This is a genomic window from Hydrobacter penzbergensis (assembly GCF_900106985.1).
GTDB classification, from domain to species: domain Bacteria; phylum Bacteroidota; class Bacteroidia; order Chitinophagales; family Chitinophagaceae; genus Sediminibacterium; species Sediminibacterium magnilacihabitans.
In genome coordinates, this window is record NZ_FNNO01000002.1 from 155,664 (window position 1) to 179,967 (window position 24,304).

Annotated in this window: 21 protein-coding genes; 9 read left to right on the forward strand and 12 right to left on the reverse strand. The window is 46.4% G+C overall.

Annotation, left to right across the window (positions count from 1 at the left end; all coding sequences use genetic code 11):
• Window position 1: 1 nt before the first annotated feature.
• From ileS to hemH, 4 genes are all read right to left on the reverse strand, one after another.
• Complete coding sequence (ileS, locus tag BLU98_RS03880; RefSeq protein ID WP_092722202.1) at window positions 2–3,340, reverse strand: isoleucine--tRNA ligase; 3,339 nt, start codon at window positions 3,338–3,340, stop codon at window positions 2–4.
• Between the two features lie 72 nt (window positions 3,341–3,412).
• Complete coding sequence (locus BLU98_RS03885; protein WP_257574688.1) at window positions 3,413–4,516, reverse strand: PepSY-associated TM helix domain-containing protein; 1,104 nt, start codon at window positions 4,514–4,516, stop codon at window positions 3,413–3,415.
• A 78-nt stretch (window positions 4,517–4,594) separates the two neighbouring features.
• Window positions 4,595–5,146 carry a CopD family protein gene (locus BLU98_RS03890; RefSeq protein ID WP_092722206.1) on the reverse strand — a complete coding sequence of 184 codons (552 nt, stop codon included), beginning with the start codon at window positions 5,144–5,146 and terminating at the stop codon, window positions 4,595–4,597.
• A gap of 103 nt (window positions 5,147–5,249) precedes the next feature.
• Window positions 5,250–6,269 carry a ferrochelatase gene (gene hemH / locus BLU98_RS03895; RefSeq protein ID WP_092722453.1) on the reverse strand — a complete coding sequence of 340 codons (1,020 nt, stop codon included), beginning with the start codon at window positions 6,267–6,269 and terminating at the stop codon, window positions 5,250–5,252.
• 165 nt (window positions 6,270–6,434) lie between these two features.
• Between hemH and hemA the strand changes: the two genes are divergently transcribed.
• The 8 genes from hemA to BLU98_RS03935 all read left to right on the forward strand — a co-directional run bounded on the left by hemA (window position 6,435) and on the right by BLU98_RS03935 (window position 15,055).
• On the forward strand, window positions 6,435–7,652 hold the full coding sequence (gene hemA, locus BLU98_RS03900; RefSeq protein WP_092722208.1) for a glutamyl-tRNA reductase: 1,218 nt from the start codon (window positions 6,435–6,437) through the stop codon (window positions 7,650–7,652).
• A gap of 1 nt (window position 7,653) precedes the next feature.
• Complete coding sequence (gene hemC / locus BLU98_RS03905) at window positions 7,654–8,595, forward strand: hydroxymethylbilane synthase (protein ID WP_092722210.1); 942 nt, start codon at window positions 7,654–7,656, stop codon at window positions 8,593–8,595.
• Window positions 8,579–9,274, forward strand: a complete 696-nt coding sequence (locus BLU98_RS03910; protein WP_092722212.1) for a uroporphyrinogen-III synthase — start codon at window positions 8,579–8,581, stop codon at window positions 9,272–9,274. The genes hemC and BLU98_RS03910 overlap by 17 nt, the downstream gene beginning before the upstream one ends.
• Before the next feature lie 85 nt (window positions 9,275–9,359).
• Window positions 9,360–10,385 carry a uroporphyrinogen decarboxylase gene (gene hemE / locus BLU98_RS03915; protein ID WP_092722214.1) on the forward strand — a complete coding sequence of 342 codons (1,026 nt, stop codon included), beginning with the start codon at window positions 9,360–9,362 and terminating at the stop codon, window positions 10,383–10,385.
• The gene (hemF, locus tag BLU98_RS03920) at window positions 10,378–11,313 is read left to right on the forward strand and encodes an oxygen-dependent coproporphyrinogen oxidase (RefSeq protein WP_092722216.1); all 936 of its coding nucleotides are present in this window, start codon (window positions 10,378–10,380) and stop codon (window positions 11,311–11,313) included. The genes hemE and hemF overlap by 8 nt, the downstream gene beginning before the upstream one ends.
• Window positions 11,314–11,432: 119 nt before the next feature.
• Window positions 11,433–12,410, forward strand: coding sequence for a porphobilinogen synthase (gene hemB / locus BLU98_RS03925; protein WP_092722218.1), 978 nt, complete (start codon window positions 11,433–11,435; stop codon window positions 12,408–12,410).
• Between the two features lie 156 nt (window positions 12,411–12,566).
• Window positions 12,567–13,853, forward strand: coding sequence for a glutamate-1-semialdehyde 2,1-aminomutase (hemL, locus tag BLU98_RS03930; protein ID WP_092722220.1), 1,287 nt, complete (start codon window positions 12,567–12,569; stop codon window positions 13,851–13,853).
• A gap of 158 nt (window positions 13,854–14,011) precedes the next feature.
• Window positions 14,012–15,055 carry a hypothetical protein gene (locus tag BLU98_RS03935; protein WP_092722223.1) on the forward strand — a complete coding sequence of 348 codons (1,044 nt, stop codon included), beginning with the start codon at window positions 14,012–14,014 and terminating at the stop codon, window positions 15,053–15,055.
• Between the two features lie 136 nt (window positions 15,056–15,191).
• On the opposite strand, the gene BLU98_RS03940 is transcribed toward BLU98_RS03935, so the two are convergent.
• Genes BLU98_RS03940 through gldF form a run of 5 tightly spaced genes read right to left on the reverse strand, consistent with a single transcriptional unit; the run spans window position 15,192 to window position 21,825 of the window.
• Window positions 15,192–15,845: a lipoprotein signal peptidase gene (locus tag BLU98_RS03940; protein ID WP_037327416.1), complete on the reverse strand. Its 654-nt coding sequence runs from the start codon at window positions 15,843–15,845 to the stop codon at window positions 15,192–15,194.
• 37 nt (window positions 15,846–15,882) lie between these two features.
• Entirely contained in the window at window positions 15,883–18,396 is a 2,514-nt protein-coding gene (locus BLU98_RS03945; protein WP_092722225.1) for a bifunctional UDP-N-acetylmuramoyl-tripeptide:D-alanyl-D-alanine ligase/alanine racemase, read from the reverse strand.
• Window positions 18,393–19,322: a TerC/Alx family metal homeostasis membrane protein gene (locus BLU98_RS03950; protein WP_092722227.1), complete on the reverse strand. Its 930-nt coding sequence runs from the start codon at window positions 19,320–19,322 to the stop codon at window positions 18,393–18,395. Before BLU98_RS03950 ends, BLU98_RS03945 begins: the two co-directional genes overlap by 4 nt.
• A 10-nt stretch (window positions 19,323–19,332) precedes the next feature.
• Complete coding sequence (gene gldG / locus BLU98_RS03955; RefSeq protein WP_092722229.1) at window positions 19,333–21,093, reverse strand: gliding motility-associated ABC transporter substrate-binding protein GldG; 1,761 nt, start codon at window positions 21,091–21,093, stop codon at window positions 19,333–19,335.
• A gap of 9 nt (window positions 21,094–21,102) precedes the next feature.
• Window positions 21,103–21,825 carry a gliding motility-associated ABC transporter permease subunit GldF gene (gldF, locus tag BLU98_RS03960; RefSeq protein ID WP_092722231.1) on the reverse strand — a complete coding sequence of 241 codons (723 nt, stop codon included), beginning with the start codon at window positions 21,823–21,825 and terminating at the stop codon, window positions 21,103–21,105.
• 164 nt (window positions 21,826–21,989) lie between these two features.
• On the opposite strand from gldF, the gene BLU98_RS03965 reads away from it, so the two are divergent.
• A complete protein-coding gene (locus BLU98_RS03965; RefSeq protein ID WP_257574689.1) occupies window positions 21,990–22,487 on the forward strand; it encodes a LuxR C-terminal-related transcriptional regulator in 498 nt (165 codons plus the stop codon).
• Between the two features lie 18 nt (window positions 22,488–22,505).
• On the opposite strand, the gene BLU98_RS03970 is transcribed toward BLU98_RS03965, so the two are convergent.
• The 3 genes from BLU98_RS03970 to BLU98_RS03980 form a co-directional block, all read right to left on the reverse strand.
• Window positions 22,506–22,691 (reverse strand): hypothetical protein, encoded by a 186-nt coding sequence (locus BLU98_RS03970; RefSeq protein ID WP_092722236.1) that lies wholly within the window; start codon window positions 22,689–22,691, stop codon window positions 22,506–22,508.
• 1 nt (window position 22,692) lies between these two features.
• A complete protein-coding gene (locus BLU98_RS03975) occupies window positions 22,693–23,220 on the reverse strand; it encodes a hypothetical protein (RefSeq protein ID WP_092722238.1) in 528 nt (175 codons plus the stop codon).
• A 371-nt stretch (window positions 23,221–23,591) separates the two neighbouring features.
• The gene (locus BLU98_RS03980; RefSeq protein ID WP_139173828.1) at window positions 23,592–24,074 is read right to left on the reverse strand and encodes a hypothetical protein; all 483 of its coding nucleotides are present in this window, start codon (window positions 24,072–24,074) and stop codon (window positions 23,592–23,594) included.
• Window positions 24,075–24,304: the final 230 nt, after the last annotated feature.

Consider the following 24,304-nt stretch of genomic DNA (forward strand, 5'->3'; position numbering starts at 1 on the left):
TTTATCCTTTTTTGTTTACTACCACTTTCAGCAGTGCGTCATTGACTTCAATTTCGATGCCATCCTCAATTTCGGGCTTCCATTCAATGACATCTGCCAAAATTTCGCGGCAAATATAATCGTTATATTTAATAATAGAGGGCTTCAGACTCGCTGTCTCAAGCACATCTACGAATATACGGTCTGTGAGTTCAAAACCGCTTTCTTTTCTAATATTTTGTATGCGGTTGACGAATTCCCGGGCATCCCCTTCCTGTTTCAGATCTTCCGTAATAGTAATATCCAGGGCCACTGTGAGGCTGCCTTTGCTGGCAACACTCCATCCGGGTATGTCTTCCGCAGCAATATCCACATCACTCAGTTCCAGTAGTACCTCCTCGCCGTCGATCGTAAGGGCGTACTTTCCCTCTTTTTCGATGGCGGCAATGTCCTGCTGGCTGAACGCCCCGATGGCTGCTCCTACCGCTTTCATTCTAGCGCCCATGCGGGTGCCCAGTGCTTTGAAATTGGGTTTGACCCTTTTCCTGATCACACCTTCTGTTTCAGTGATGTATTCCATTTCCTTCACATTCACCTCTGCCTTTATCAGGTCTTCGATCTTTAACAACTGCTCTTTCATCGCCGGATCCAATACAGGAATCAATACTTTATGTAAAGGCTGGCGTACTTTGATGTTGACTTTTTTCCGAAGCGATAATACCAGCGAACAAACATCCTGCGCCAGTTGCATGCGTTCTTCCAGTAAACTGTCTATCGCCTGCTCGTTGGCAACCGGGTAATCGGCGTGGTGAATGGATTCCACCTTAAATCTTTTGCTTACCGCATTGAGATGGCGGAACACCGCATCACTGAAGAATGGAGAAATGGGAGCCATTAATCGGATGATGGTTTCCAGGCATTCATACAAAGTCTGGTAAGCGCTGATTTTGTCCTGCTCGTATTCGCCCTTCCAGAAACGGCGACGGCACAAGCGTACATACCAGTTGCTCAAATACTCGTCTACAAATTCTTCTATCGCCCTTCCTGCCAGCGTGGGTTCATAATCATCCATGGCGGCAGTGGCTTTTTTAATCAAACTGTTCAGTGACGATAAGATCCAGCGATCGATCTCCGGCCTTTCTGCCAATGGTATATAAGCTTCCTTAAATGCAAAACCATCTACATTGGCATAGAGCGCAAAGAATTGATAAGTATTATATAAAGTGCCGAAGAACTTGCGCTGCACTTCCTGTATACCGGCAATATCGAATTTGAGGTTATCCCAGGGAGAAGCATTGGTGATGAGGTACCAGCGTGTGGCATCGGCCCCGTATTTTTTGATAGTATCGAAAGGATCCACCACATTACCCAGGCGCTTGCTCATCTTGTTGCCATTCTTATCCAACACCAATCCATTACTCACCACAGTCTTGTATGCCACACTATCGAACAACATTACGGCCAGAGCATGCAGGGTATAAAACCATCCGCGTGTCTGGTCCACCCCTTCTGCAATGAAATCGGCAGGGAAAGCTTCTCCTTTATCCACCGATGCTTTGTTCTCGAAAGGATAATGCCATTGTGCATAAGGCATGGCGCCACTGTCGAACCAAACATCTACCAGGTCGGGCACACGGTGCATAGGTTGGCCTTTGGTGCTCACCAGTACAATCTCATCCACAAAAGGTTTGTGCAGGTCGAGTATCCCTTCGTGCAGGTAATGTTTGTTCACATCGCCACCTAATACTTCATTGGCTTTTCGGATACCGTCATTTAATTCGGTGATGGATCCGATGCAAATCTCTTCACCCCCATCTTCGGTACGCCAGATGGGTAAAGGTGTGCCCCAGTAACGGCTGCGGCTGAGGTTCCAGTCCACCATGTTCTCCAACCAGTTACCAAAACGGCCTTCCCCGGTTGATTTGGGTTTCCAGTTGATGGTCTTATTCAGCGCCACCATCTGGTCTTTCACCGCTGTGGTTTTGATGAACCATGCATCGAGCGGATAGTAGAGCACCGGCTTATCTGTTCTCCAGCAATGCGGGTAACTGTGTTCGTATTTTTCTACTTTGAAGGCCCTGTTTTCTTTTTTAAGTTTTACGCTGATGTCTACATTCACATCTTCGTAGTTCGGATCGTCTTTGTAATTCTTTACATAACGATTGCTGAACTCACCCAATCCTTCTACAAATTTTCCTTCACGGTCTACCATGGTAAGGATACCGATATTGTATTTCTGTCCCACTTTGTAGTCATCCGCACCAAATGCCGGAGCCGTATGCACGATACCGGTACCATCTTCAGTGGTTACAAAATCACCCACGATAACCCTGAACGGATCTCCGCCTGCATGCACCGGGCTATTGGCTTCATAAGGCAGCAATTGTTCATACCTGCATTCTTCTATGTCTTTGCCCTTGAATATGGCAAGGATTTTCCAGGGTAATAATTTCACTTCTGCATGGTAACCGTCCAAATCATTATTCTCTCCTTCCGGCTTGAAATACTTGCCCAGCAAGGCTTTGGCAAGTACCACGTTAACGGGCAGATGGGTATAGGGATTGAAGGTCTTAACCAATACATATTCGATATTCGCTCCTACGGTCAGGCCCAGGTTAGAAGGCAATGTCCAGGGGGTAGTAGTCCAAGCTAAAAAGAACACTTCATCCGAACCAGCTGCATCGAACAAGAATTGTGAGCGTTCATTTTTCACCGCTTTGAACATGGCCACCGCGCTCGTGTCTTTCACATCTTTATAGGTACCGGGCTGGTTCAACTCATGTGAACTCAAACCGGTTCCCGCTGCAGGCGAATAAGGTTGTATGCTTACGCTTTCGTACAGGAAACCTTTCTTGTACAATTCGCTCAATATCCACCAAAGCGTTTCAATATAATCGTTCTCGAAAGTAACATAGGGATCGTTGAGGTCTACCCAGTAGCCCATTTTGGTGGTAAGCTCATCCCACTTGTCTTTATAACGCAATACCGCTTCGCGGCATCTCTGGTTGTACGCTTCTACCGATATTTTTTTGCCGATGTCTTCTTTGGTAATACCCAGCTCTTTCTCCACACCCAGCTCTACCGGCAGCCCGTGCGTATCCCAGCCTCCTTTTCTTTTTACCTGGTAACCCTGCATGGTTTTATAGCGGCATACCATGTCTTTCAGCGTACGGGAAATCACGTGGTGAATACCAGGCATACCGTTGGCGCTGGGCGGACCTTCGTAAAACACAAAGGGTGTCTTCCCTTCACGCAATGATACACTCTGTTCAAATGCCTGTCCGCTTTTCCATTTGGCCAGTATTTCCTGCTCTATAAAGGGCAGATCCAACCCTGAAAATTCCTGGTATTTCGCACTCATACGATTTCTCCGTTCGATCGGTTAGCTGTCAATGATTTAAAATGCTTGCGAAGGTACGGATAAGGGCGAAAATCACCTCTTCTTTTTCCGTCCCCGCCAAAGCAGGAAGCCCGTTACAGGCGGGGAAGCAGCTATCAGGGCCACCGTAAAATATAGCAGCTTGCTGCCCATTCCCAGGGTCCTGATCCGTCCCGTGTGGAGATCGAAATTGGACTGGGCAAATTTATCGTATGCAGTATAATTAGTATATAACTCTTCCTTCATCTTTTTCCCGGTAGAAGGGTCAATAAACAGGGTATGCTGCTTGCGCACAAATGTATAATCGTACCGCATGATCAACCGCATGGGTGCCCGGCCATCAGCAGGACAAACAATATATACTTCACTGGCCCCCGGGTATTGTTTTGACATATAGTTGTAGCCGCTGTCGGCCGCCCCCGTGGCAGGTCGCGGTGTACGCATCGCCATTGTTTTCGGCTTCATTGTTTTCGCCGCCAGGGATTGCCCGGTAAGCAGGCGCATCATGTCTTTCACGGTGTCGAAAGCAAAAAACATCCCCGTAAATGCAATGAGCGACAATACCAGCACCGCATAAAATCCCAGTACGCTGTGCAGGTCCCAGTTGAGCCGCTTCCAGTTTTTTGTTTTAAAATTGATCCTTAACGCTTTTGCCCAGAACCGCTTCTGCCGCGGCCACCAGAGGTAGAGTCCGCTAAGACACATCACAAAAAAGATGAGCACATTCCATTTGATGATCTCTTTGCCAATATTCCCCAACAACAGCGTGCGATGCAGGTCCAGCACCACGCTGAAAAAATCTGCTTTTGCCTCCCTTACGCCCGTTATTTCACCGGTGTAAGGATTCATGGAGATCAATTTGCGGTTCTTTGTAGATACGATATAGGCTGCATCTGCTTTTTCCTTGAAAGAAATGAGGGTGATCTTATCGCCTGGATAATATTTTTTTACCGTATCGGACAGTTGCTGCAATGAAAGCCGTTCCCCGCCTGTTTTAGCAACATGAAAATAATTATACTGCCATGCATCACGCCCCTCTTCTTCAAATACATACAGTGCTCCGCTGAGGGATACAATAACAACCACCAATCCGCTGATCAACCCCAAATAAAGGTGCAACTGCCTGACGATATGTTTAAATCCTTTCTTTTGCTTCACCGCGCGAAGGTGAGGCTGCTCACCATAACCAGGGAACGGAATAGGGAAATTTTGTTACGAAAAGAGGAGGAATGAAGGCTAGTTGTTTGTTTTCCGGATCAGTTTATATATCCTGATGGCGCTCATGAGCAATACAATGAACACCAACAATCCAATCAATCCCCACACAAGGCTCATGCCCTGTTTCACCACTACCAACATTACAATAGCGATTAAGAAAATGGTGGCTACTTCATTCCAGATGCGCAATTGCTGGGAGCTATACCTGAATATTCCCCGCATTTCCTGTTTGAAGATGCAATGCAGTGAATAATGATATACATAGAGCAACAGTACAAAAAGCAATTTCAGCAATAACCACCTGCCGGCAGGCTCAAACAGCAGCTTGTCCCACCCGCCATTGAACAGCACGCTCAACCCCAGTACCAGGGTAAGTATGGCGGAGGGCCAGGTAATGCCATACCACAACCGTTTCATCATAACAAAAAACTGTTTGCGCAGCATATCACGCACCAGTTCTGGTTGTTCATCTGCTTCCGTTGCATAAATGAATAGGCGTGGCATGTAGAAAAGGCCGGCAAACCAGGTTACGACGAAAATGATGTGAAGAGCTTTCAGGTATAAGTACATAGCATTTATTTTATCGTCATCCCGAGCGAACGAAGCGAGCCGAGGGACCTGCTTGAAGGTTCGGGCAGGTCCCTCGGCTGCGCTCGGGATGACGTAACAAAAATCAAACACCAGTGATTTCTCTTACTGCCTGTACCCATAATGGATGTGTATTTAAACAGGGAATCATCTTGTATGACTCACCCCCGGCGTTCATGAAACTTTCTCTTCCCCGCCCTTCAATCTCTTCCAGCGTTTCCAGGCAATCACTCACGAAAGCCGGACAAAGGATCAGCAGTTTTTTGATGCCTTCTTTCGGCATTTCGGTCAAACGTATGTCTGTAAACGGTTCCAGCCATCCTTTGCCCAGTCGCGACTGGAAAGAAATGCTGTATTTGTCTTGCGGTATACCCAGCTCACCCGTTACCAGTCTCGTGGTCTCAAATACCTGGTGACGATAACAGGTAGCGTGCGCAGGGGAGGGTGTTTCACAACAGTTGGCCGATTGCAGGCAATGGCAGCCCGTTGTATCACTTTTCCTGATATGCCTGCCCGGAACACCATGATAGCTGAACAGGATATGATCGTATTCCTGTGCCAGCCAGGGCCTGATATTTTCGGCTAATGCATGAATATAATGAGGCTCATTATAAAAAGGCTTTATAATGCTTAGTTTGAAAGGGTAAGATTTTTCTGCCAGCTGTTTCTTGGCATATTCTACAGCCGTTTCAAAACTGCTCATGGCATAATGGGGATACAGCGGCAGTAGTATCACTTCTTCCAGTTGCGGATGGGCCTTTAGCAAACGCTCGTAAGCCTGTGCCGGTGAAGGGTTGCCATAACGCATGGCTATTTCAATGGGTACACTGGTCTGTTGCTGCAATGCTTCCTGCAATTGCCGGGTGAGTACGATCAGGGGTGACCCTTCTTTGGTCCAGATGGTACGGTAAGCTTCCGCAGAATTGTGCGCCCTTTTCGGAACGATCAGCCACTTCACTAATATAGTACGCAGAATATAAGGGATATCTATGACCCTTGCATCCATCAGGAATTCATTCAGGTATCTTCTTACGTCGCTTACTTCTGTTGAATCCGGCGATCCCAGGTTCATCAACAATAAAGCTTTTTTAGTAGGTTCGGGCATAATATTATTGTGTGTGCAAATGTAATCAGGAAGCGGCAAAAGAAAAGCATTCATAGCGCTTCTTGTATTGTGACAGAGAAATGACAATGAATTGACGGAAATCATACCCTTTTAGAAACTGTTGACGATACCTTTGCGTAGTTATTATCAGTAAGAAGGGAAAGCATGGCTATTGATCAATTTTTTGTAGCAGGTATCAACTATAAAAAAACAGATGCGCATATCCGCGGTCAGTTTGCCGTAGGGCCCGATCAATACGCAATACTGCTGCAAAAAGCTTCTCTGTATGGATTACAGGAAGTATTTGTGCTCAGTACCTGTAACCGCACCGAGATTTATGGCCTGGCCGACAATGCTGCTGTATTGATTGAATTATTATGCAGTGTAACCACAGGTTCAGCCGCTGTTTTTACCGAAGGATGTTATATCAGGCAAGGCCATGAGGCCATCAACCACATTTTTGCGGTTGGCGCCGGTCTCGATTCCCAGATACTGGGCGATTATGAGATCGTTGGGCAAATGAAACAGGCCGTTAAGTTCGCCAAAGAAAGGAACTGCATCGGCGCTTTCATGGAAAGGCTATTCAACACCGTATTGCAGGCTTCCAAAACCATCAAGAATGAAACGGCGTTAAGCGGAGGCACTATTTCTGTTTCTTTTGCCGCCATTCAATTCCTTAAATCACGTCTTATTGATCATAGCAGCCAACAGATACTATTGTTGGGCACCGGCAAGATTGGTCGCAATACCTGCAAGAACCTGATCGACTACCTGGGTATCAAAGACATTGTGTTGATCAACCGCACGCCAGAAAAAGCGGTGGAGTTGGCAAATGAAATGGGACTGAAAGCCGCTCCTTACGAATCATTGGAACAACAGGTACAGGATGTGTCGGTCATCATTGTGGCTACCAATGCAAGTAGTCCGGTCATCACCCATCAACAATTGATCAACAGTACACCCAAGATATTGATCGACCTGTCTATCCCCCATAATATTGAACCGGCGGCCGGCACTTTAGCACATATTACGCTGGCCAACGTGGATGACTTGTCAAAAATCAACGATGAAACATTGCTGAAAAGAAAAGCGGAAGTGCCCAAAGCGCTGACCATTATTGAAACACATAAAGCCGAATTCGAAGAATGGCTCAGTCTGCGCAGCCACGTTCCGGTATTGAAAGCGGTCAAGCAGAAACTGCAAGACATGCACAGTTGTAAAATATTCCGCTCGGCGCACCAGCAATTATATTCAACACCCATCGACAAAGCTGCCATACAGAAAGTGGTGAACAATGTGGCCTTGAAAATGCGCTACCAGCACCAACCCGGCTGCCACTATATAGAGGCGATCAATGATTTCATGACCAGCAGCACTAATTAAGATGAACAAGCTATTAAGAATTGGCACGCGCGACAGTCAACTGGCTGTCTGGCAGGCTACATTGGTACAGGAACAACTGAAACAACATGGCATAGCCAGTGAGTTGGTGTTGGTGAAAAGCGATGGTGACCTCGACCTGGTAACACCGCTGTATGAAATAGGCGTACAGGGCATTTTTACCAAGACCCTCGATACTGCTCTTTTGAATAACCGGATCGACATTGCGGTGCATTCTATGAAAGATGTGCCAACACAGCCGGCAAAAGGCATTGTACAAGCTGCCGTGCTAAAGAGGGCTTCGTATAAAGATATTTTAGTTCCTTCGTCATCCCGAGCGCAGCCGAGGGACCTCACCGATCCTTCAGCAGATGCTTTACTCACCATTGCCACCGGTAGTACCCGCAGGAAAGCACAATGGCTCAACCGTTATCCGCATCATCGTATAGAAAGTTTGCGCGGTAATGTGAACACCCGGTTGCGTAAGCTCGCGGAAAGTGATTGGTATGGCGCCATTTTTGCCGCCGCGGGACTGGAGCGCATCGGCCTGCGGCCCGATAATGCCATAGAACTGGATTGGATGCTGCCCGCTCCGTCGCAAGGAGCCATCATGGTAGTATGCAGGGAACATGAACATACAGTGGCCGATGCCTGTGCTTTAATGAACGATGCAACTACTGCACTATGCACACAAATCGAAAAAGATTTTCTCCGCAGTTTGTTCGGCGGATGTACCACACCTATCAGCGCCCTGGCTGAATTATCCAATGATACTGTTTTGTTCCGTGGCAATATCCTTTCACCCGATGGTACACAAAAATTAGAAACAGCTGTCCAGGTTCCCGTACAGGAAAGCAAAGGTATCGGCATAACGGCCGCCAACCAACTGCTGGAGCAGGGAGCCGGCGAAATAGTAGCCGCCATTCGCAATGCAACCCATTCGTAAAACCATATTATCTACCCGGCCAGTGAGCGCTGCATTGGTTCGCGCAGCTCAATCAAAAAATATTGAGCTGGAAGCCATTTCGTTCATTGAAACGGAAGCCATTGAAGATGTGGAAGTGCAACAGGAAATAGAACAGGCTGCACTGCAAAAGGCTGCAATCGTCTTCACCAGTATGAATGCGGTGAAAGCGGTGACCGATATGCTGGATCAGCAGGTGCCCGAATGGCGCATCTACTGCATTGGTCATAAAACACAGGAACTGGTATCGGATTATTTCGGAGCACAGTCAATTGCCGCAACGGCCGACCATGCGATGGCATTGGCCGATGCGATTATAGAAGACAGTCCCGAAGAAGTGTTTTTCTTTTGCGGCAATAACCGCCGCGATGAACTTCCGCATCAATTGCAGGAACACAACATAGTGGTCAATGAAATAACGGTATACCAAACAAGGTTGCTGCCACACAAAGTGGACAAAGCCTATGATGCAGTGGTATTTTTCAGTCCGAGTGCTGTTGACAGTTTTTTCAAGCTGAACAAATTGCCCGAACATACAATAGTATATGCAATTGGCAATACAACAAAAGCGGCTGTGAAAAAATATTGCAGCAATCCCGTGAAGGTGGGAGACTCTCCCGATAAAGAAGCGTTGATAAGAAAAGTAATAACGTCATCCTGAGCGAGCGAAGCGAGTCGAAGGAGCTGCTAAAAACTCAGACAGATCCCTCGGCTGCGCTCGGGATGACGATGAAAAAAGATGTAAAATGAAGAACGATTTACTGTTAAAAACACTCCGCGGAGAGCCCACCGAAAGAACACCTGTATGGATGATGCGCCAGGCAGGAAGATACCTGCCCGAATACATGGTATTGCGTGAAAAGTATGGATTCTTTGAACGCTGTCAAACACCGGAACTGGCCTGCGAGATTACCTTACAACCAGTTGATATTATTGGTGTGGATGCCGCCATCCTGTTTTCAGACATACTGGTAGTACCACAGGCTATGGGGCTTGAAGTACAGTTGGTAGAAAGCAAAGGCCCCTGGCTGCCCGATCCAATTAAAACGAAGCACGACCTGAATCGCATCCGTGTACCTGAAATAACAGAAACCCTGGGTTATGTACTGGATGCCATCAAACTCATCAAACAGGAATTGAATGATCGTGTGCCACTGATTGGTTTTGCCGGCGCTCCCTGGACCATTCTATGTTACATGGTGCAAGGCAAGGGTTCCAAAACATTCGATGAAGCAAAAGCTTTTTGTTATACACAACCAGCGCTGGCTCATCAATTATTGCAGATGATCACCGATACCACCATCGCTTACCTGCAAGGACAAATAGGCGCCGGTGCCGATGCAGTACAGCTATTCGACAGCTGGGGTGGATTACTGGGTCCTGATGATTTTGAAAACCTCTCATTGCAATACATCAGGCAGATCGTTGCTGCCGTAAAGGATAAAGCGCCTGTGATCATTTTTGCCAAAGGCGCCTGGCATAGCCTGGATGAAATGGCAGCTACAGGAGCACATGGACTGGGCATCGATTGGTGTATCAAACCCGCTGTAGCCAGGCAACTGGCGGGTAAGCATGTTACACTGCAGGGAAATTTCGATCCGGCCAAACTCTTATCACCTATACCCGTTATCCGCAAGGAAGTAACAGCGATGCTCGCTGCATTCGGACCTGGGAATCATATTGCCAACCTGGGTCATGGTATCCTGCCCAATGTACCGGTAGACCATGCCAGGGCTTTTGTTGATACCGTGAAAGAATACCGTCATGCCTGAACAGAACAAGCATACTTTGTTTCGTGACCGCTGGATAGATTATATATACAGCTTGCAGGACCGTATATGCAAAGGCCTGGAAGAAGTTGATGGCAACGCTGTTTTCAAAGAAGACCAATGGAAGCGCGAAGAAGGCGGGGGCGGCAAGACGCGCGTCATCAGCGATGGCACTGTGTTTGAAAAAGGCGGCGTCAATACTTCTGTAGTGAGTGGCAAAGTAAGCGCTCCCATGCGCGCCCAGTTACAGCTCGATGGTGATCAATGGTTTGCCTGCGGCCTGTCGCTCGTGATCCATCCGCTGAATCCTTATGTGCCTACTGTTCATGCCAACTGGCGTTATTTTGAATTGTACGATGCATCGGGAAACATTATCGACCGTTGGTTTGGCGGCGGTACCGACCTCACGCCTTATTATTTGTTTGAAGAAGATGCCCGTCATTTTCACCAGACGCTGAAGAACAGTATCGATCCGTTTGGCCAGGATCTTTACACGAAATACAAGGCGCAGTGTGATAATTATTTTGTGAACCTGCATCGCAATAAAGAGACCAGGGGCATTGGTGGTATATTCTACGATCACCTGCGGCCAAAAGATGAAGCCGAACTGGAAACATTGTTCGCTTTTCAACAAGCTAATGGAAATGCATTCCTGGATGCTTACCTGCCCATCGTTGCAAAACGAAAAGATCATGCTTATGGAACCAGAGAAACAGCGTGGCAGGAGATCCGCAGGGGTCGTTATGTTGAATTCAATCTCATTCACGACCGTGGCACTATCTTCGGACTCAAAACCAATGGCAGAACAGAAAGCATACTGATGAGCCTGCCCCCAAGAGCAAGATGGATCTACGATCACAAACCAGAGACAGGAAGCGAAGAAGAAAAATTGTTGAACATTTGTCTACAACCCAAAGAATGGATTGAATGACACGAATATTACGTCATCCTGAGCGAGCGAAGCGAGTCGAAGGAGCTGTTGAAAGTTCGGGCAGGTCCCTCGGCTGCGCTCGGGATGACGGAGAAAAAATGACCAAATAAATCATATATATGTACTTACAGAGACGCAATCGCATATTACGGAAATCTGCTGCTGTTCGTTCTTTAGTATCTGAAACGATATTAACTCCCAATGATTTCATCGCGCCGTTATTTATTGACGAGGGTAAGAACATAGCAACAGAAATTGCATCCATGCCCGGCTATTATCGCCGTTCGCTGGATCTTACGGTGAAAGAAGTAAAAGAACTTTGGTCGCTAGGTATCAAATGCGTGTTGTTGTTCATCAAATGTAAAGACGAGTGGAAAGACAATACCGGTAAAGAAGCCTGGAATAAAAACGGACTGATGCAACGCAGCATCAGGACTATCAAAAATGCCGTTCCTGAAATGATTGTGATGACCGATGTAGCGCTGGATCCTTATTCTTCTTATGGCCACGATGGTATCGTAAAAGATGGCGAGATCGTGAACGATGAAACGGTGGAAGCGTTGGTGAGGATGAGCCTGAGCCATGCCGAAGCAGGCGCCGATTTTGTAGCGCCGAGCGATATGATGGACGGACGCATTGGCGCCATCAGAACAGCGCTTGAAGAAAATCATTTTACCGGAACAGGCATCATGAGCTACAGCGCCAAATATGCTTCTTGTTTTTATGGCCCCTTCCGCGATGCACTTGACAGTGCGCCTGGTTTCGGTGATAAGAAAACTTACCAGATGGATTATGCCAACCGTACCGAAGCCATCAAAGAAACATTGATGGACATTGAAGAAGGCGCTGATATTGTGATGGTAAAACCTGCAATGGCTTACCTCGATATCATCCGTGAAATAAAAAATGCTGTTGAAGTGCCCGTAAGCGCTTATCATGTAAGCGGCGAATATGCGATGATCAAAGCCGCAGCTAAAGCCGGATGGCTCGATGAAAACAAAGCCATCATCGAAAGCCTTACTTCGATCAAAAGAGCCGGCGCCGATCTGATCGCCACGTATTTTGCAAAAGATGCGGTAAAGATATTGACCCGGTAATTTTGCTCGTCATCCCGAGCAACGTCACCCTGAGCGAGCGAAGCGAGTCGAAGGGGCTGCCGAGGGACCTCACGAAGCCTTCAGCAGATCCTTCGACTCGCTTCGCTCGCTCAGGATGACGTTCAAATCCAACTTTTACTATTTGAACTCAACTCTATGTACGAAAAAAGCAAACTCCTCTTCGAACGCGCGCAACAAAGTATTCCCGGTGGCGTAAACTCACCTGTGCGGGCTTTTAAAAGTGTAGGTGGAACGCCCTTATTTATTGAAAAAGCAAAAGGCGCTTATTTGTATGATGCCGATGGCAACAAGTATATAGACTATATCGCTTCATGGGGACCAATGATTCTTGGCCACGCTTACGAGCCCATAGTCAAAGCCATCCAGGAGAAAGCATTATTGTCCACTTCGTACGGAGCGCCTACCCTGCTCGAAATTGAAATGGCCGAGTTGATCCGGTCCATGGCTCCCAATGTAGACCTGATACGTATGGTCAGCAGCGGCACCGAAGCCTGCATGAGCGCTCTTCGCCTGGCGAGGGGATATACCGGCAGGAATAAATTCATCAAGTTCGAAGGTTGTTATCATGGTCATGCAGATGCATTCCTGGTTAAAGCTGGCAGTGGCGTAGCTACTTTCAATATCCAGACCGTTCCGGGTGTAACAGGCGGCGTATCGAACGACACACTTACCTGCGCATACAACGACCTGGATGCAGTAAAACAATTGGTAACAACACATAAAAACGAAATAGCCGCGATCATCGTAGAACCTGTTGCCGGCAATATGGGTTGTATTTTACCACAGCCGGGATTCCTGGAGGGACTTCGCACAATATGCGATGAAGAAAACATGGTATTGATCTTTGATGAAGTGATGACGGGCTTCAGGCTGGCTCCCGGGGGCGCCCAGGAAAAATTAAGCATAACCGCCGATCTCATTACTTATGGCAAAGTGATAGGAGGAGGTATGCCTGTGGGTGCATTCGGAGGTAAAAAAGTCATCATGGAAAAAATAGCGCCGTTGGGTAATGTTTACCAGGCAGGCACTTTGAGCGGCAACCCCATTGCCATGATCGCCGGTTATACCCTGTTACAGGAATTAAAACAGAACCCCGCTATTTACCGGGAGCTGGATGAAAAGACCAGTTACCTGCACACGGGCCTCAATGAAGTACTCAAAGCTTCCGGTATTCCCTATGTGATCAACAGACTGGGCTCCATGATCAGCATCCATTTCAGCGATCATCCTGTGACTGATTTTGCCAGTGCTGCGGCTGCCCGTAATGAATTGTTCAGTCAGTTTTTCCATGCCATGCTTAAAAGAGGTATTTACTTACCGCCTTCTGCTTTTGAAAGCTGGTTCCTGAACAATGCACTCACCAAAGCCGATCTTGACCAGACCATCGAAGCCACTGCTGCGAGCTTAAAAGAAATAGCATGATTTTTGCTATATATAGCCGATTTTGCGGTTAAACTGACCGATTTCCATTAAATTATTGAGTAACAAGTATAAAAAACGACTAATTTAATGTAACGAGGCTGCGTAATTCGTTAAATTTCACTCTTGAAATCAGCATCAGATCCAAAAGTCCAAGAACCATGAAAAAAACTACCCTCTTTTTTTCTTTATTCCTCATTGCAATTTTCTTCAACGCCTGTTCCAAGGAGCTAAGTCTCGAAACCACGGGACTTGGCGGTAGCGCCAAGGGAACCCTCACCGATTCAGCCGGCAACTGTAAAAATATCATAGTCAAAGGAGGCTATGTGGTGGGGCAGTCTGTGGGCGACAGCAACTATGCATTGGTCAATGTAAAATTTACTGCTCAGGGCAAGTATAAGATCACCAGTGATACCGTTAACGGCCTATGGTTTGTCGACTCCGGCTTCGCTACACAAACAGGCGCCCTACTGGTTAAAGTAAGGGCAAAGGGTAAACCTATCCTGCCACAAAAAAGCGATTTTGTGTTAACCCTCAATGGCAGTGTTTGTACATTCTCGCTTTCATCTGCCAATCCGGGCGCCAATAACGATTATTTTCCCAATACTTTCGGGTCCAGCTGGACGTACCGGTTTGTACCACCACTTCAAACACCCCCCAACTGGTTCACCACTACTGTGCTTACCAATACCTATCGCATCGATACGCTTACCTATTTTGAGTTCCAGCAGGTGGATAGTATGAACAACAAATCAAGTTATTATTTCGCCAAAGACGGCAAGGGCAATTATTATGCGTACAGTACCATCGAGTTCGACTATACCACGGTATTGGATTCGATCGTTCCCGTGGCCAAGAGTTATGTCAGTTACCCGTTCATGAAAGAAAGTGCAAATGTTGGCGAAAACTGGACCGTATCGCAGCCCGGCACTTCCTGGTACAAAGGCCAATCAGGTACTTCACAAGCCGTGTTTACGGTTATTCAGAAAGGCACGCCTTATGTTGCCGGCGGAACCACTTATTCCGATGTGATTGCAATGAAGCGTGAAATACAATTCAAGGCTTCAGGCAGCACGACCGGCTTCGCCAAGATTGCAGAAGGAACAGCTTATTATGCAAGGGGAACAGGATTGGTTGACCAGGTGTTCCCGAGAAGTGGCGGAACAACGCAGGCTATTACTTTAAAAACAGCAACGATCAAATAACCACCGTCATCCTGAGCGAGCGAAGCGAGTCGAAGGACCTGCTTGAAGGTTCGGACAGATCCCTCGGCAGCCCCTTCGACTCGCTTCGCTCGCTCAGGGTGACGTTGCTCGGGATGAGATGACAATCAGTAAATAATCAAAGGCTGCCTTGCTCAAGGGTGGCCTTTTTCATAAGCTGTTCTTTCTTGAAAAAACGGTTTTGAAAGATCAGGATGAGGATCACGCCAAGAGAAATTGAAGCGTCGGCAATATTGAATACCGGACGGAAAAATTCAAATTCCTCCCCACCCCAGAAAGGCACCCATGACGGGAAATGCGCATTTCTGATAATAGGGAAATACAGCATGTCCACCACTTTACCATGGAACAAACCGGCATATCCGCCTCCCGGAGGAAACAGCCGGGCAATGTTCTGTGAGAACTGATTGCTGTTATCGAAGATCAATCCATAAAACAAACTGTCGATCAGGTTTCCCAGGGCACCCGCATAGATCAGCGCTGCGCAGACAATAAAACCACGATGGTATTTTCTACGGATAAAGTCTTTCAATAAGAAAGTACCCCAAACCACGGCCACCAGCCTGAACAAAGTCAGGGCAATTTTCCCAAAGCCGCCGCCGAACTTCCACCCCCAGGCCATCCCCTCGTTTTCTACAAAATGCAGGTTGAACCAACTGCCCAATACGGCATGTTCTTCGCCTGCATAATAATTCAGTTTAATGTAAAATTTCAATGCCTGGTCTAACAGTATCACCCCAAGGATGATAAAAAACACATGTTTTGCTTTCACTTATTTTATTTTAAAAACCAGTCAAAGATAGGATTCATTACTCTTCCACATACACCCTTTTCACCCGTTGGCTGATGCCCGTCATCACTTCGTAAGGAATGGTCCCCGCCCAGGCAGCCAACTCCTGTATACCAATGTGATGCCCGAAGATTTCCACCACATCGCCTTCCCGCACACCGCTTATATCGGTCACATCCACCATGGTCATATCCATGCAAATATTGCCGATGACCGGCGCCCTTTGTCCGCCTATGTATACCTGCGCCGCTCCGTTGCCCATTTTCCGGCTGTACCCGTCTGCATACCCGATCCGGATGGTAGCGATCAGGCTATCGCGCTGCACTACTCCCATCCTGTTGTAGCCCACACTTTCTCCTTTTTTAATCTTTCTCAGTTGTGCGATGGTCGTACGAAGGGTAGCTACCGGCTGCAGCGATAAGGTTTGGTCATTGACGCTGTCCACACCATATAAACCAATACCCAACCGCACCATATTGAACTGGTAACGGGGGTGGCGTAAAATAGCAGCCGTATTGGAAATATGTTTGATGAAATCATACCCCAGTTGCTGTTGCATCACCAGGCAAGCCTGCTCCAGCAGTGCCACTTGCTCATGGGTAAATGCATCCAGATGCGGGTCTTCGCTTCCGGCGAGGTGACTGAATACCGACTTCACCACCATCGTCCGGTGCTCATGTAACAGCACACAAATGGCTTTCGCTTCACCGGTCTCAAATCCCAGCCGGTTCATCCCCGTATTGAATTTGATGTGCACAGGAAACTGGCCAATGCCCTGGCTGTTGAGGTAATGATGAAAAGCATGATAGATATAAAAAGAATAGATCTCCGGTTCCAAGTCGTACGTGACCAACGAATCAAAACTGGCTTCATCGGCATTCATCACCATAATGGGTAAACTGATGCCGGCCTTTCTCAACTCAACACCTTCATCGGCATAAGCCACTGCCAGGTAATCTACTTTGTGAAACTGTAATACTTTAGCTACTTCTGCACTGCCGCTACCATAGCTGAACGCTTTTACCATGGCCATTACTTTTGTGGCCGGTTGTAAATGCTTTTGGTATTCTTTCAGGTTATGGATCATGGCCGTGAGGTTGATCTCCATCACAGTTTGGTGCACCTGTTGTTCCAGTAAATGACTGATGCGTTCGAAAGCAAATACACGCGCACCCTTGAGCAATATGTATTCATCCCTGAACTGGTTGGTATTCGCCTGTTGCAAAAAAGATTCTGTAGAATCGAAGAACTGTGCGGCGTTAAGCGTTGTGCCTTCTGCGTTTTGCATGACTCTTTCAAACAAATGCCTGTAACGGGATATGGCTTGTCCAACACCTATAATACGGTCAATATCGTGTAACACCAATTGTTCCGCCAACTCATGATATAATAGCTCTTCCGGTTGTCCCGATTGCAGGATGTCGGATATGATCAATGTGGTACGATGCCCGCCTGCCTGTTGTTTCAGGTATTCAAGGGCCAGGTAGAGCGATGAAGTGTCATTGCTATAGCTATCGTTCAGCAGGTAACAATTGTTCACTCCTTTCTTCAACTGCATGCGCATTTCTACCGGCTCCAGTTGCAGCATCTGTTGCTGTATGTCTGCTTCATCATATCCCAGCATCAACAACACACACCAACAGGTGATGGCATTGTCGATTGAAATGCGGTCGGTAAAAGGTATTGTTATATGGATATCCTTTTGCTGGTATTGCGCACGGATAAGGGTTTGGCCAGATTGTTTTTCTTCGGCTGTAATGCGCAGTGTAGCATTTTCGATACGGCTCCAGCTGAAAAAATTACAATCAGGTTGAAAAAAATCACGATCTTTTTCATCGGGGTATAAAGCGGGTGCCAAGGCTTCGCGGCAAAATATCAATTGTGTTACGTGTGAAAAAAGTTGTGCTTTCTCCCTTGCTTTCTGCCGGTCGTTTTCAAAACCTTCCCTGTGTGCTTCACCAATATTCGTGAAAATGCCAATGGTTGGTTTGATAACAGGTTCCAGCTTGTCCATTTCATGTGCAGCAGAAATACCTGCTTCAAAAATACCCAATGTATGTTCCGGTTGCATTTGCCATACACTGAGCGGAACGCCGATCTGGGAATTATAGCTGCGCGGACTCCGAACGATGTGCTGGTTGGTATGCATCAACTGGTACAACCATTCTTTGACGATCGTTTTACCATTGCTGCCGGTGATGCCGATCACCGGAATATTGAATTGCCTGCGATGATAAGCAGCCAGTTGTTGAAGGGCTAATAATACATCGGGCACTTTTAAAAAAGTTGCCTGTTCAAAAGAGTGGTTATCAAAATCTTTTTTCACCACAAAACAGCGGATGCCCCTTTCATAAGCTTCGGCAATGAACTGGTGTCCATCGCGCCGCGGCCCTGTAATAGCAAAGAACAGGGAAGTTCCGGGGAACACTACTTTCCTGCTGTCGATCAGCAGGTGTTCAATCACCGCATTGCCGGTAACAGGCCCTTCGGCGTGTATGATATCGGCTATATGTTGAACCTGGTAGGTGATCATTTTTTTCTGTAAATAGAATATACGATCGATCCGCTGATGCATGCTACTATCACGCCCAGTGAAATGAATACCTGTGCTGTTTTATCGATCCATTCACTGATGAAATGTTCTCCCAGCATTTTTGCGCCGATGAATACCAGCACAATGGCAATACCCTGTTGCAGGTATTCGAACTGTGATACGGCGCCCCGCAAAACGAAAAAGAGCGAGCGCAATCCCAATACGGCAAAGATGTTGGACGTATAGATAATCAGTTTATCTCTTGAAATACCCATAACCGCCGGAATGGAATCGAGCGCAAATACCAGGTCGATGCTGGCCAGCAGCACAATCACCACAAATAAAGTAGTATACGCCGGCTTGCCGTTCACCCGGATGATGTATTTGCCGTTTCCATCTGTAGGAGCCAACGGGAGGTATTTTTTCAGGAAGCGGTATATCTTGGTATTGTGTGGTTCAAACTGCTCTTCTTCATTACTGCCGAACATTTTATAACCGGTATATACCAAAAAAGCGCCGAAGATGTACAAGATCCAACTGAACCGTTCTACCAGCGCTACCCCAATCGTGATAAAGATAATACGGAACAGGATGGCCATGAGAATACCCGCCAATAATACCCGCGGATAATACTTCTCCTTTACTTTGAACGCGGTAAAGATGAGAATGAAAACAAAAATATTGTCGATACTCAGGCTCCATTCCATCAGGTAGGCGCTGAGGTATTCAAAAGACAATTTGGGCCCCTCTTCCACCCATAGGAATGCAAAGAAGGCCATGGCCAGCACTACCCAGAAAACGGTTTGAAGCAGTGCCTGCCTAATGGTGATCACTGCGTTTTTCTTACTTAACAGCCCCAAGTCCAACGCAATAGCCAGTACGAGTACAGTGCCGAAGATGAGGTAAACAAGCTGGTCGGTGGTCATGCAAATATGCTTAGGATGTAAAGATAGTACCGTATTTCTTTTTTCGTCTCCATTGATATACAAGCCCCACCAGTACTACCAGTGCAATGGGCAACACAATGTTCAGGAACTGCCAGGTGTTTCGTTGTTCTTCTACCTTGCGTTTGTCGAGCAACCGCAACACCAGGTCTTTGTTCCTGCTCTCAAAAAGCCGGTTGCGGCTCACCAGGTAATCGATACAGTTGAGGAAGAACTCCCGGTTGGCAAAGCGGTAATTTTCCAGGGGCAATTCGCCCATTGGCAAGGGCCCCATGGTATTGCTCACCATATTGGTAACAATATCTGCATCGGATACCACGATCTGCTTGCTTTCTTTCGCGGCGCTGGAAAGAAAAGCCCTGCCGCTGGCGCGCTGCACCGAGTCTGACAAACCGATGCCACCTTTATTTGCGAAAAAGGAATGGAATTTTCCTTCCAGCAATACTGCTACGGGTACATAACTCTGGTTGAAACTCAGGAAGTCCTCGTTATTCTTCACGCTATTGATACTTACAATGGCGGGTGAGGCCAACCGCCGGCTGTTGGTATCCGATGCCAGTAAAATGGTTTTACTGATACCAACCGCTTTCACTGTATCAATGCTCGACGGAAACAAAGGCAGTACCCTGTCGATGTTCTTGGAAATCGGATTATCGCTGTGTGCCGATAAAAAAGGATAGTAAGGCCAGGGGATGCGTTGCATACGGGGAGAGCCATCGGCATTCGTTCCTGTTACAAGGGGTATCTTGGAACAGTTCAGGTCCTGCAATAAATCTCCATTGATGCGAACGCCATATTTGAACAGGAGATCATCGAGGTCCAGTCCCCGGTCATAAGCCGTGTATTCGGCCCTGCTGCGCATGAGGCTATCGAGCTCTGCATGCAGTTTATCTATAAACCAAATGATCTTTCCGCCATTCATTACATACTGATCGAGTTTCAGTTTGTCTTCATCGGAAAATGTTTCGGTGGGTTTTACGATCAGCAGTGCATCTATCTGTGAAGCATCGGGGAAACCTTTTTTGAGGTCGAAGATGGCCAGCTTGTAATCGTTGCGCAAACTCTCACCGAGATCATTCACTTTCATGTCGATGGGTTCTCCGTTGCCTACTGCATAAGCTACTGTAGGCACGTATTTGCGCGTGAGCTTGTCAATGGCATTGGCAAATTTGTATTCAAGCAAGGCTTCCGCCGCATTGCGGGTAGCTTCTACATCTTCCTGCGGCTGATCGGTGATCACATTGTATTGTTTGTATATCCTGCGGCTGCTGCGCAGGTCAATGGCGATGGGCTTGTGATGACCGTAAGTGACCAGGGCCGATGGGATGATAAGCCTGCTGGTAGATTGTTCGTTGCGTGCAGAAACGGATTGATTGTTCTCGAATACCACACCCAAGCGGGCCAGGCTATCGTACAGGGCCATCTTCACTGTATCATTTCGGATACCTTCGCCCGGCTTTTCAAAACTGAACCGGACCTGGTTGGCCGACAAGCTGTTGAATTCTTCCAGTAATTCTTTGGTGGCAAGGCTCAGCTTTTTATAGTCAGATGGCAGATCACCCGTGAGAAATACCTGCACTTGCACTACTTCATTCATATCTTTCAATAAACGGGTAGTTGCAGGAGAAAGGCTGTATCTTTTTTCAGCAGTAAGGTCTATCCGTTCATGAATGAAAGACGAGCCGTAAACGACCGCCACAAAAACGGCTGTCAGTGCTATCCACCAATATTTATTTGCTGCTGATTGCTTCATCGTTGATGGTTAACGCCTCACTAGGTTTCTTTGGGTGATGAAAAGGAAAAAAATAATGATGCTGATGAAATACACCAGGTCGCGCAGGTCGATCACGCCCCTGCTGATGCTCCGGTAGTGAAAATTGATGCCCAGCATTTCTATATAATAATCAGCGCCTGCATTGAATACAGGTAATTTGCTGATGGCATCGAAACCGTTGTACAACAGGAAGCAGACGAAAGCGCCTGCTATAAAAGCCACTACTGTATTTTGCGTGAAGCTGCTGGCGCATATTCCCACCGCTGTAAATACAGCGCCAAGAAAAATCAGTCCGATATAACTGCCGGCTGTTGCGCCAATATCTATCCCTCCGGTAATGCTCAATTGTTGCACAGATAATGCATAGATAATGGTGGGCAGTAAGGCGCAAACCACAATCAGCAATGCGCCGAAAAATTTGCCCCATACGATCTGTGAAGGTTTCAATGGAAGGGTGCTGAGGAGTTCAAACGTACCCTGCTTGTATTCATCGGCCAGGCTGCGCATGGTAATGGTAGGTACCAGGAACAGCAAGACCCAGGGAGCCAGGCTGAAAAAGCTACCCAGTGAAGCATAACCAAAGTCCAGGATATTACTATCGGGAAAAACAAAGAGTAGCAACCCGTTGATTAGCAGGAATACCGCCAAAGCAATATATCCTGTAAGACTGCTGAAAAACTGCTGCCATTCTTTTTTGCAGATCATCCACATGAGCCAAAACTAAGGCAAATGAGGGATTTCTGGCTAGCATATATATACAAAAAAAAGCAGGGCCCGAGGGCCCTGCGTAAACAGGCGATTATATTTAAAAAAATTGTACTCTTACAAAGAAAGGATAGTCATCGCAATAGCAGGTAAACTTATTCTATAAAAAATTGTTAGAGCGAAACGAGAATGAAGTGGCGAAGTTTTTATACAGCCTCTCAAAGGAAAAAATGTTCAAATACAAAGTGAGGATGGATATAAGGATGCGGAAAAAGAATGGCGAGTACACCAGGATATTATACCAGGCCATGGTGTTTGAGTTGAATGAAGATGGCAGCGTGCTGCGAAGTTTTGGCGCACATACCGATATCGGCCATCTGAAAATGGAACGGAAGCCAAGCCTGTCTTTTATCGGGTTCGATGGAGAGCCCTCTTACACCAACGTGCAGATCAATGAGGTATTGATTCCTATCAAAGAAACCCTCAGCAAAAGAGAAAAGCAAATCCTGATACTCATCATGAACGGCATGCTGAACAAAGAAATCGCAGAACACCTGCACATCAGCAAAGAAACGGTTGACAAGCACAGGAAGAATATGCTGGAAAAGAACAATTGTAAAAATTCGAATGAATTGATTGCCAAAGCCATCAAAAAAGGGTGGATATGATGTGAACTGGCTAAAAATCTATTTGCTTCTTTGAAAAGTCTTCCTTGCAGCGCGAAAGATATCACCTATTTTCTTTGCATAATAAGCCTCGACACGAGGAGATTTTCTTTCCTGTGTCCCAACAATACCTATTTCATCCAATCCGTAGTACCTGCTTTTAGCATTACGGGGAGTAACGGCGATATGTTTGGTTTGCGTTTTCATCCTACTTTTTAAAGAAGTCTTTATAATACGAATTTACTAATTTTTTTGCTTCCTCAGTAAAAACAGCCATCCGATCATCTAAACCCAGGTCTTGAGCACCAAGGGTTTCTGCATAGTGACCTTTTAGTTTTGTTTTGGCTTTAAATGCCACAAAACCATCAAAGCCTATTTCAAAACTCATTTTACAGGCAAAAGCTACCAGGTTTGCGGGCACACCAAGATATTTTTTCCGGCTTCCATAGTTATGCGGCGCACTTTCGATTAAATGCATTTCGATAAATAACTGGTTTGCCTGCGGTTCTAGACTGATCAATCCTTGAATATCCTCTTTACCCGCAAGTACCAATTTATATACACGGTGATTTTTTATTTTAAACTCGTTTTTCCAGTTAAAATACCACCCGTCTTTCTTGTGAATGTTCCTTATTTCATTTGACAATATGGGTACTATATCCGTGGCAAAACTTTTTCCCGAAGTCCTTTCTTCGATGCTGTTAGTGATCTTATCAATTATAAAGCCTCTGCGCATTTTTTAAAAATTGGTCAATACTTAATACTTTGGTGGTAGTGAAACTTAAGATGCTCCGATTGAAATAACAGCTTTATATAGCATGGCGTTGGTCGCTTAAAAGTATTAAAGTTATTGTCGTGTTATTTAGCGTGGAAATACGCTATTTCTTATCAGCGACCCTCTCTCTGTTATCAAACAGCAAATTGGCATTATCTGAAATATATGGAGGAAACAGACCACATTATATTATGATACCGTCTTTGCGAATTTCCCTATAGACCCCCAGCATGGAGGTTTGTTTTTTATGTAGTGAAACAGGTAATGACGATATCATTACACCATATTTTACAGACAATTGGGAAGCAAGAGGAGGTGTTTCCGTGATCTATTCACTGTAATCTCCCCATTGCAATGGCAGCAGCAGGCAAGTGGTGGGGAATCCGGTTGTATTCATTCATCAATACAGCGTCTTTCATTTTGTATTCAAGCGCGATTACTACAATTGCCACATCTTCTGCTGAAGCCCCACTGTCCAGAACAAATTTTTTGGCCGGATGCATTTTGTTCTCGTATGGCAATTGGTATTCGGTAACTGCTTCTTTTACCATTGACCGCGTTGTTCCAAATGCGGTGGCGAATAGCATGAACTTGATATTCACAGCCCCGGTAGCTGATGGGGCGCTGATGCCTTTCGCCGGATTGACGCTGCCTATTTCGATTTCCACTTTACCATTTCCCCTGTCTGTTACTTCAACGGGTACCCTGAACCTGTCCCTTAGATCAACGGCTTTATTGATCTGGCAGTGGCCACTTTCTACTACCGACAAAGGCCAGTATTGTGCCCCATGATTACGCGCATAACAGTTCCTCATCTACACTATAAAAGACAATGTCGCCAATCATCCCTGCCAGACCATTATTGGTTACCCTTGCCATCTGATTGATTTTGAGTTGATCCGGTATTGATTATGCTTAAATATACATTAAAATATAAATAAGACGCGATAAACCACATTAAAAGTGGGCTGGTGTGGGAATACTGTGGGCTTGATGTGGGTTTGACCTGAAGCAGGTGCGCTCCAATTGCCTGTCATTCACCGTA

Bases quoted from the DNA above. Each gene is read 5' to 3' on its own strand.
- BLU98_RS03970 (WP_092722236.1), bottom strand. From the start codon at position 22,691: ATGAAAACGCAAACCAAACATATCGCCGTTACTCCCCGTAATGCTAAA.
- BLU98_RS03950 (WP_092722227.1), bottom strand. From the start codon at position 19,322: ATGACCACCGACCAGCTTGTTTACCTCATCTTCGGCACTGTACTCGTA.
- hemH (WP_092722453.1), bottom strand. From the start codon at position 6,269: ATGCCCGAACCTACTAAAAAAGCTTTATTGTTGATGAACCTGGGATCG.
- BLU98_RS03935 (WP_092722223.1), top strand. From the start codon at position 14,012: ATGAAAAAAACTACCCTCTTTTTTTCTTTATTCCTCATTGCAATTTTC.
- hemE (WP_092722214.1), top strand. From the start codon at position 9,360: ATGAAGAACGATTTACTGTTAAAAACACTCCGCGGAGAGCCCACCGAA.
- BLU98_RS03980 (WP_139173828.1), bottom strand. From the start codon at position 24,074: ATGAGGAACTGTTATGCGCGTAATCATGGGGCACAATACTGGCCTTTG.
- BLU98_RS03890 (WP_092722206.1), bottom strand. From the start codon at position 5,146: ATGTACTTATACCTGAAAGCTCTTCACATCATTTTCGTCGTAACCTGG.
- ileS (WP_092722202.1), bottom strand. From the start codon at position 3,340: ATGAGTGCGAAATACCAGGAATTTTCAGGGTTGGATCTGCCCTTTATA.
- hemB (WP_092722218.1), top strand. From the start codon at position 11,433: ATGTACTTACAGAGACGCAATCGCATATTACGGAAATCTGCTGCTGTT.
- gldG (WP_092722229.1), bottom strand. From the start codon at position 21,093: ATGAAGCAATCAGCAGCAAATAAATATTGGTGGATAGCACTGACAGCC.
- BLU98_RS03975 (WP_092722238.1), bottom strand. From the start codon at position 23,220: ATGCGCAGAGGCTTTATAATTGATAAGATCACTAACAGCATCGAAGAA.
- hemL (WP_092722220.1), top strand. From the start codon at position 12,567: ATGTACGAAAAAAGCAAACTCCTCTTCGAACGCGCGCAACAAAGTATT.
- gldF (WP_092722231.1), bottom strand. From the start codon at position 21,825: ATGTGGATGATCTGCAAAAAAGAATGGCAGCAGTTTTTCAGCAGTCTT.
- BLU98_RS03945 (WP_092722225.1), bottom strand. From the start codon at position 18,396: ATGATCACCTACCAGGTTCAACATATAGCCGATATCATACACGCCGAA.
- hemC (WP_092722210.1), top strand. From the start codon at position 7,654: ATGAACAAGCTATTAAGAATTGGCACGCGCGACAGTCAACTGGCTGTC.
- hemA (WP_092722208.1), top strand. From the start codon at position 6,435: ATGGCTATTGATCAATTTTTTGTAGCAGGTATCAACTATAAAAAAACA.
- hemF (WP_092722216.1), top strand. From the start codon at position 10,378: ATGCCTGAACAGAACAAGCATACTTTGTTTCGTGACCGCTGGATAGAT.
- BLU98_RS03910 (WP_092722212.1), top strand. From the start codon at position 8,579: ATGCAACCCATTCGTAAAACCATATTATCTACCCGGCCAGTGAGCGCT.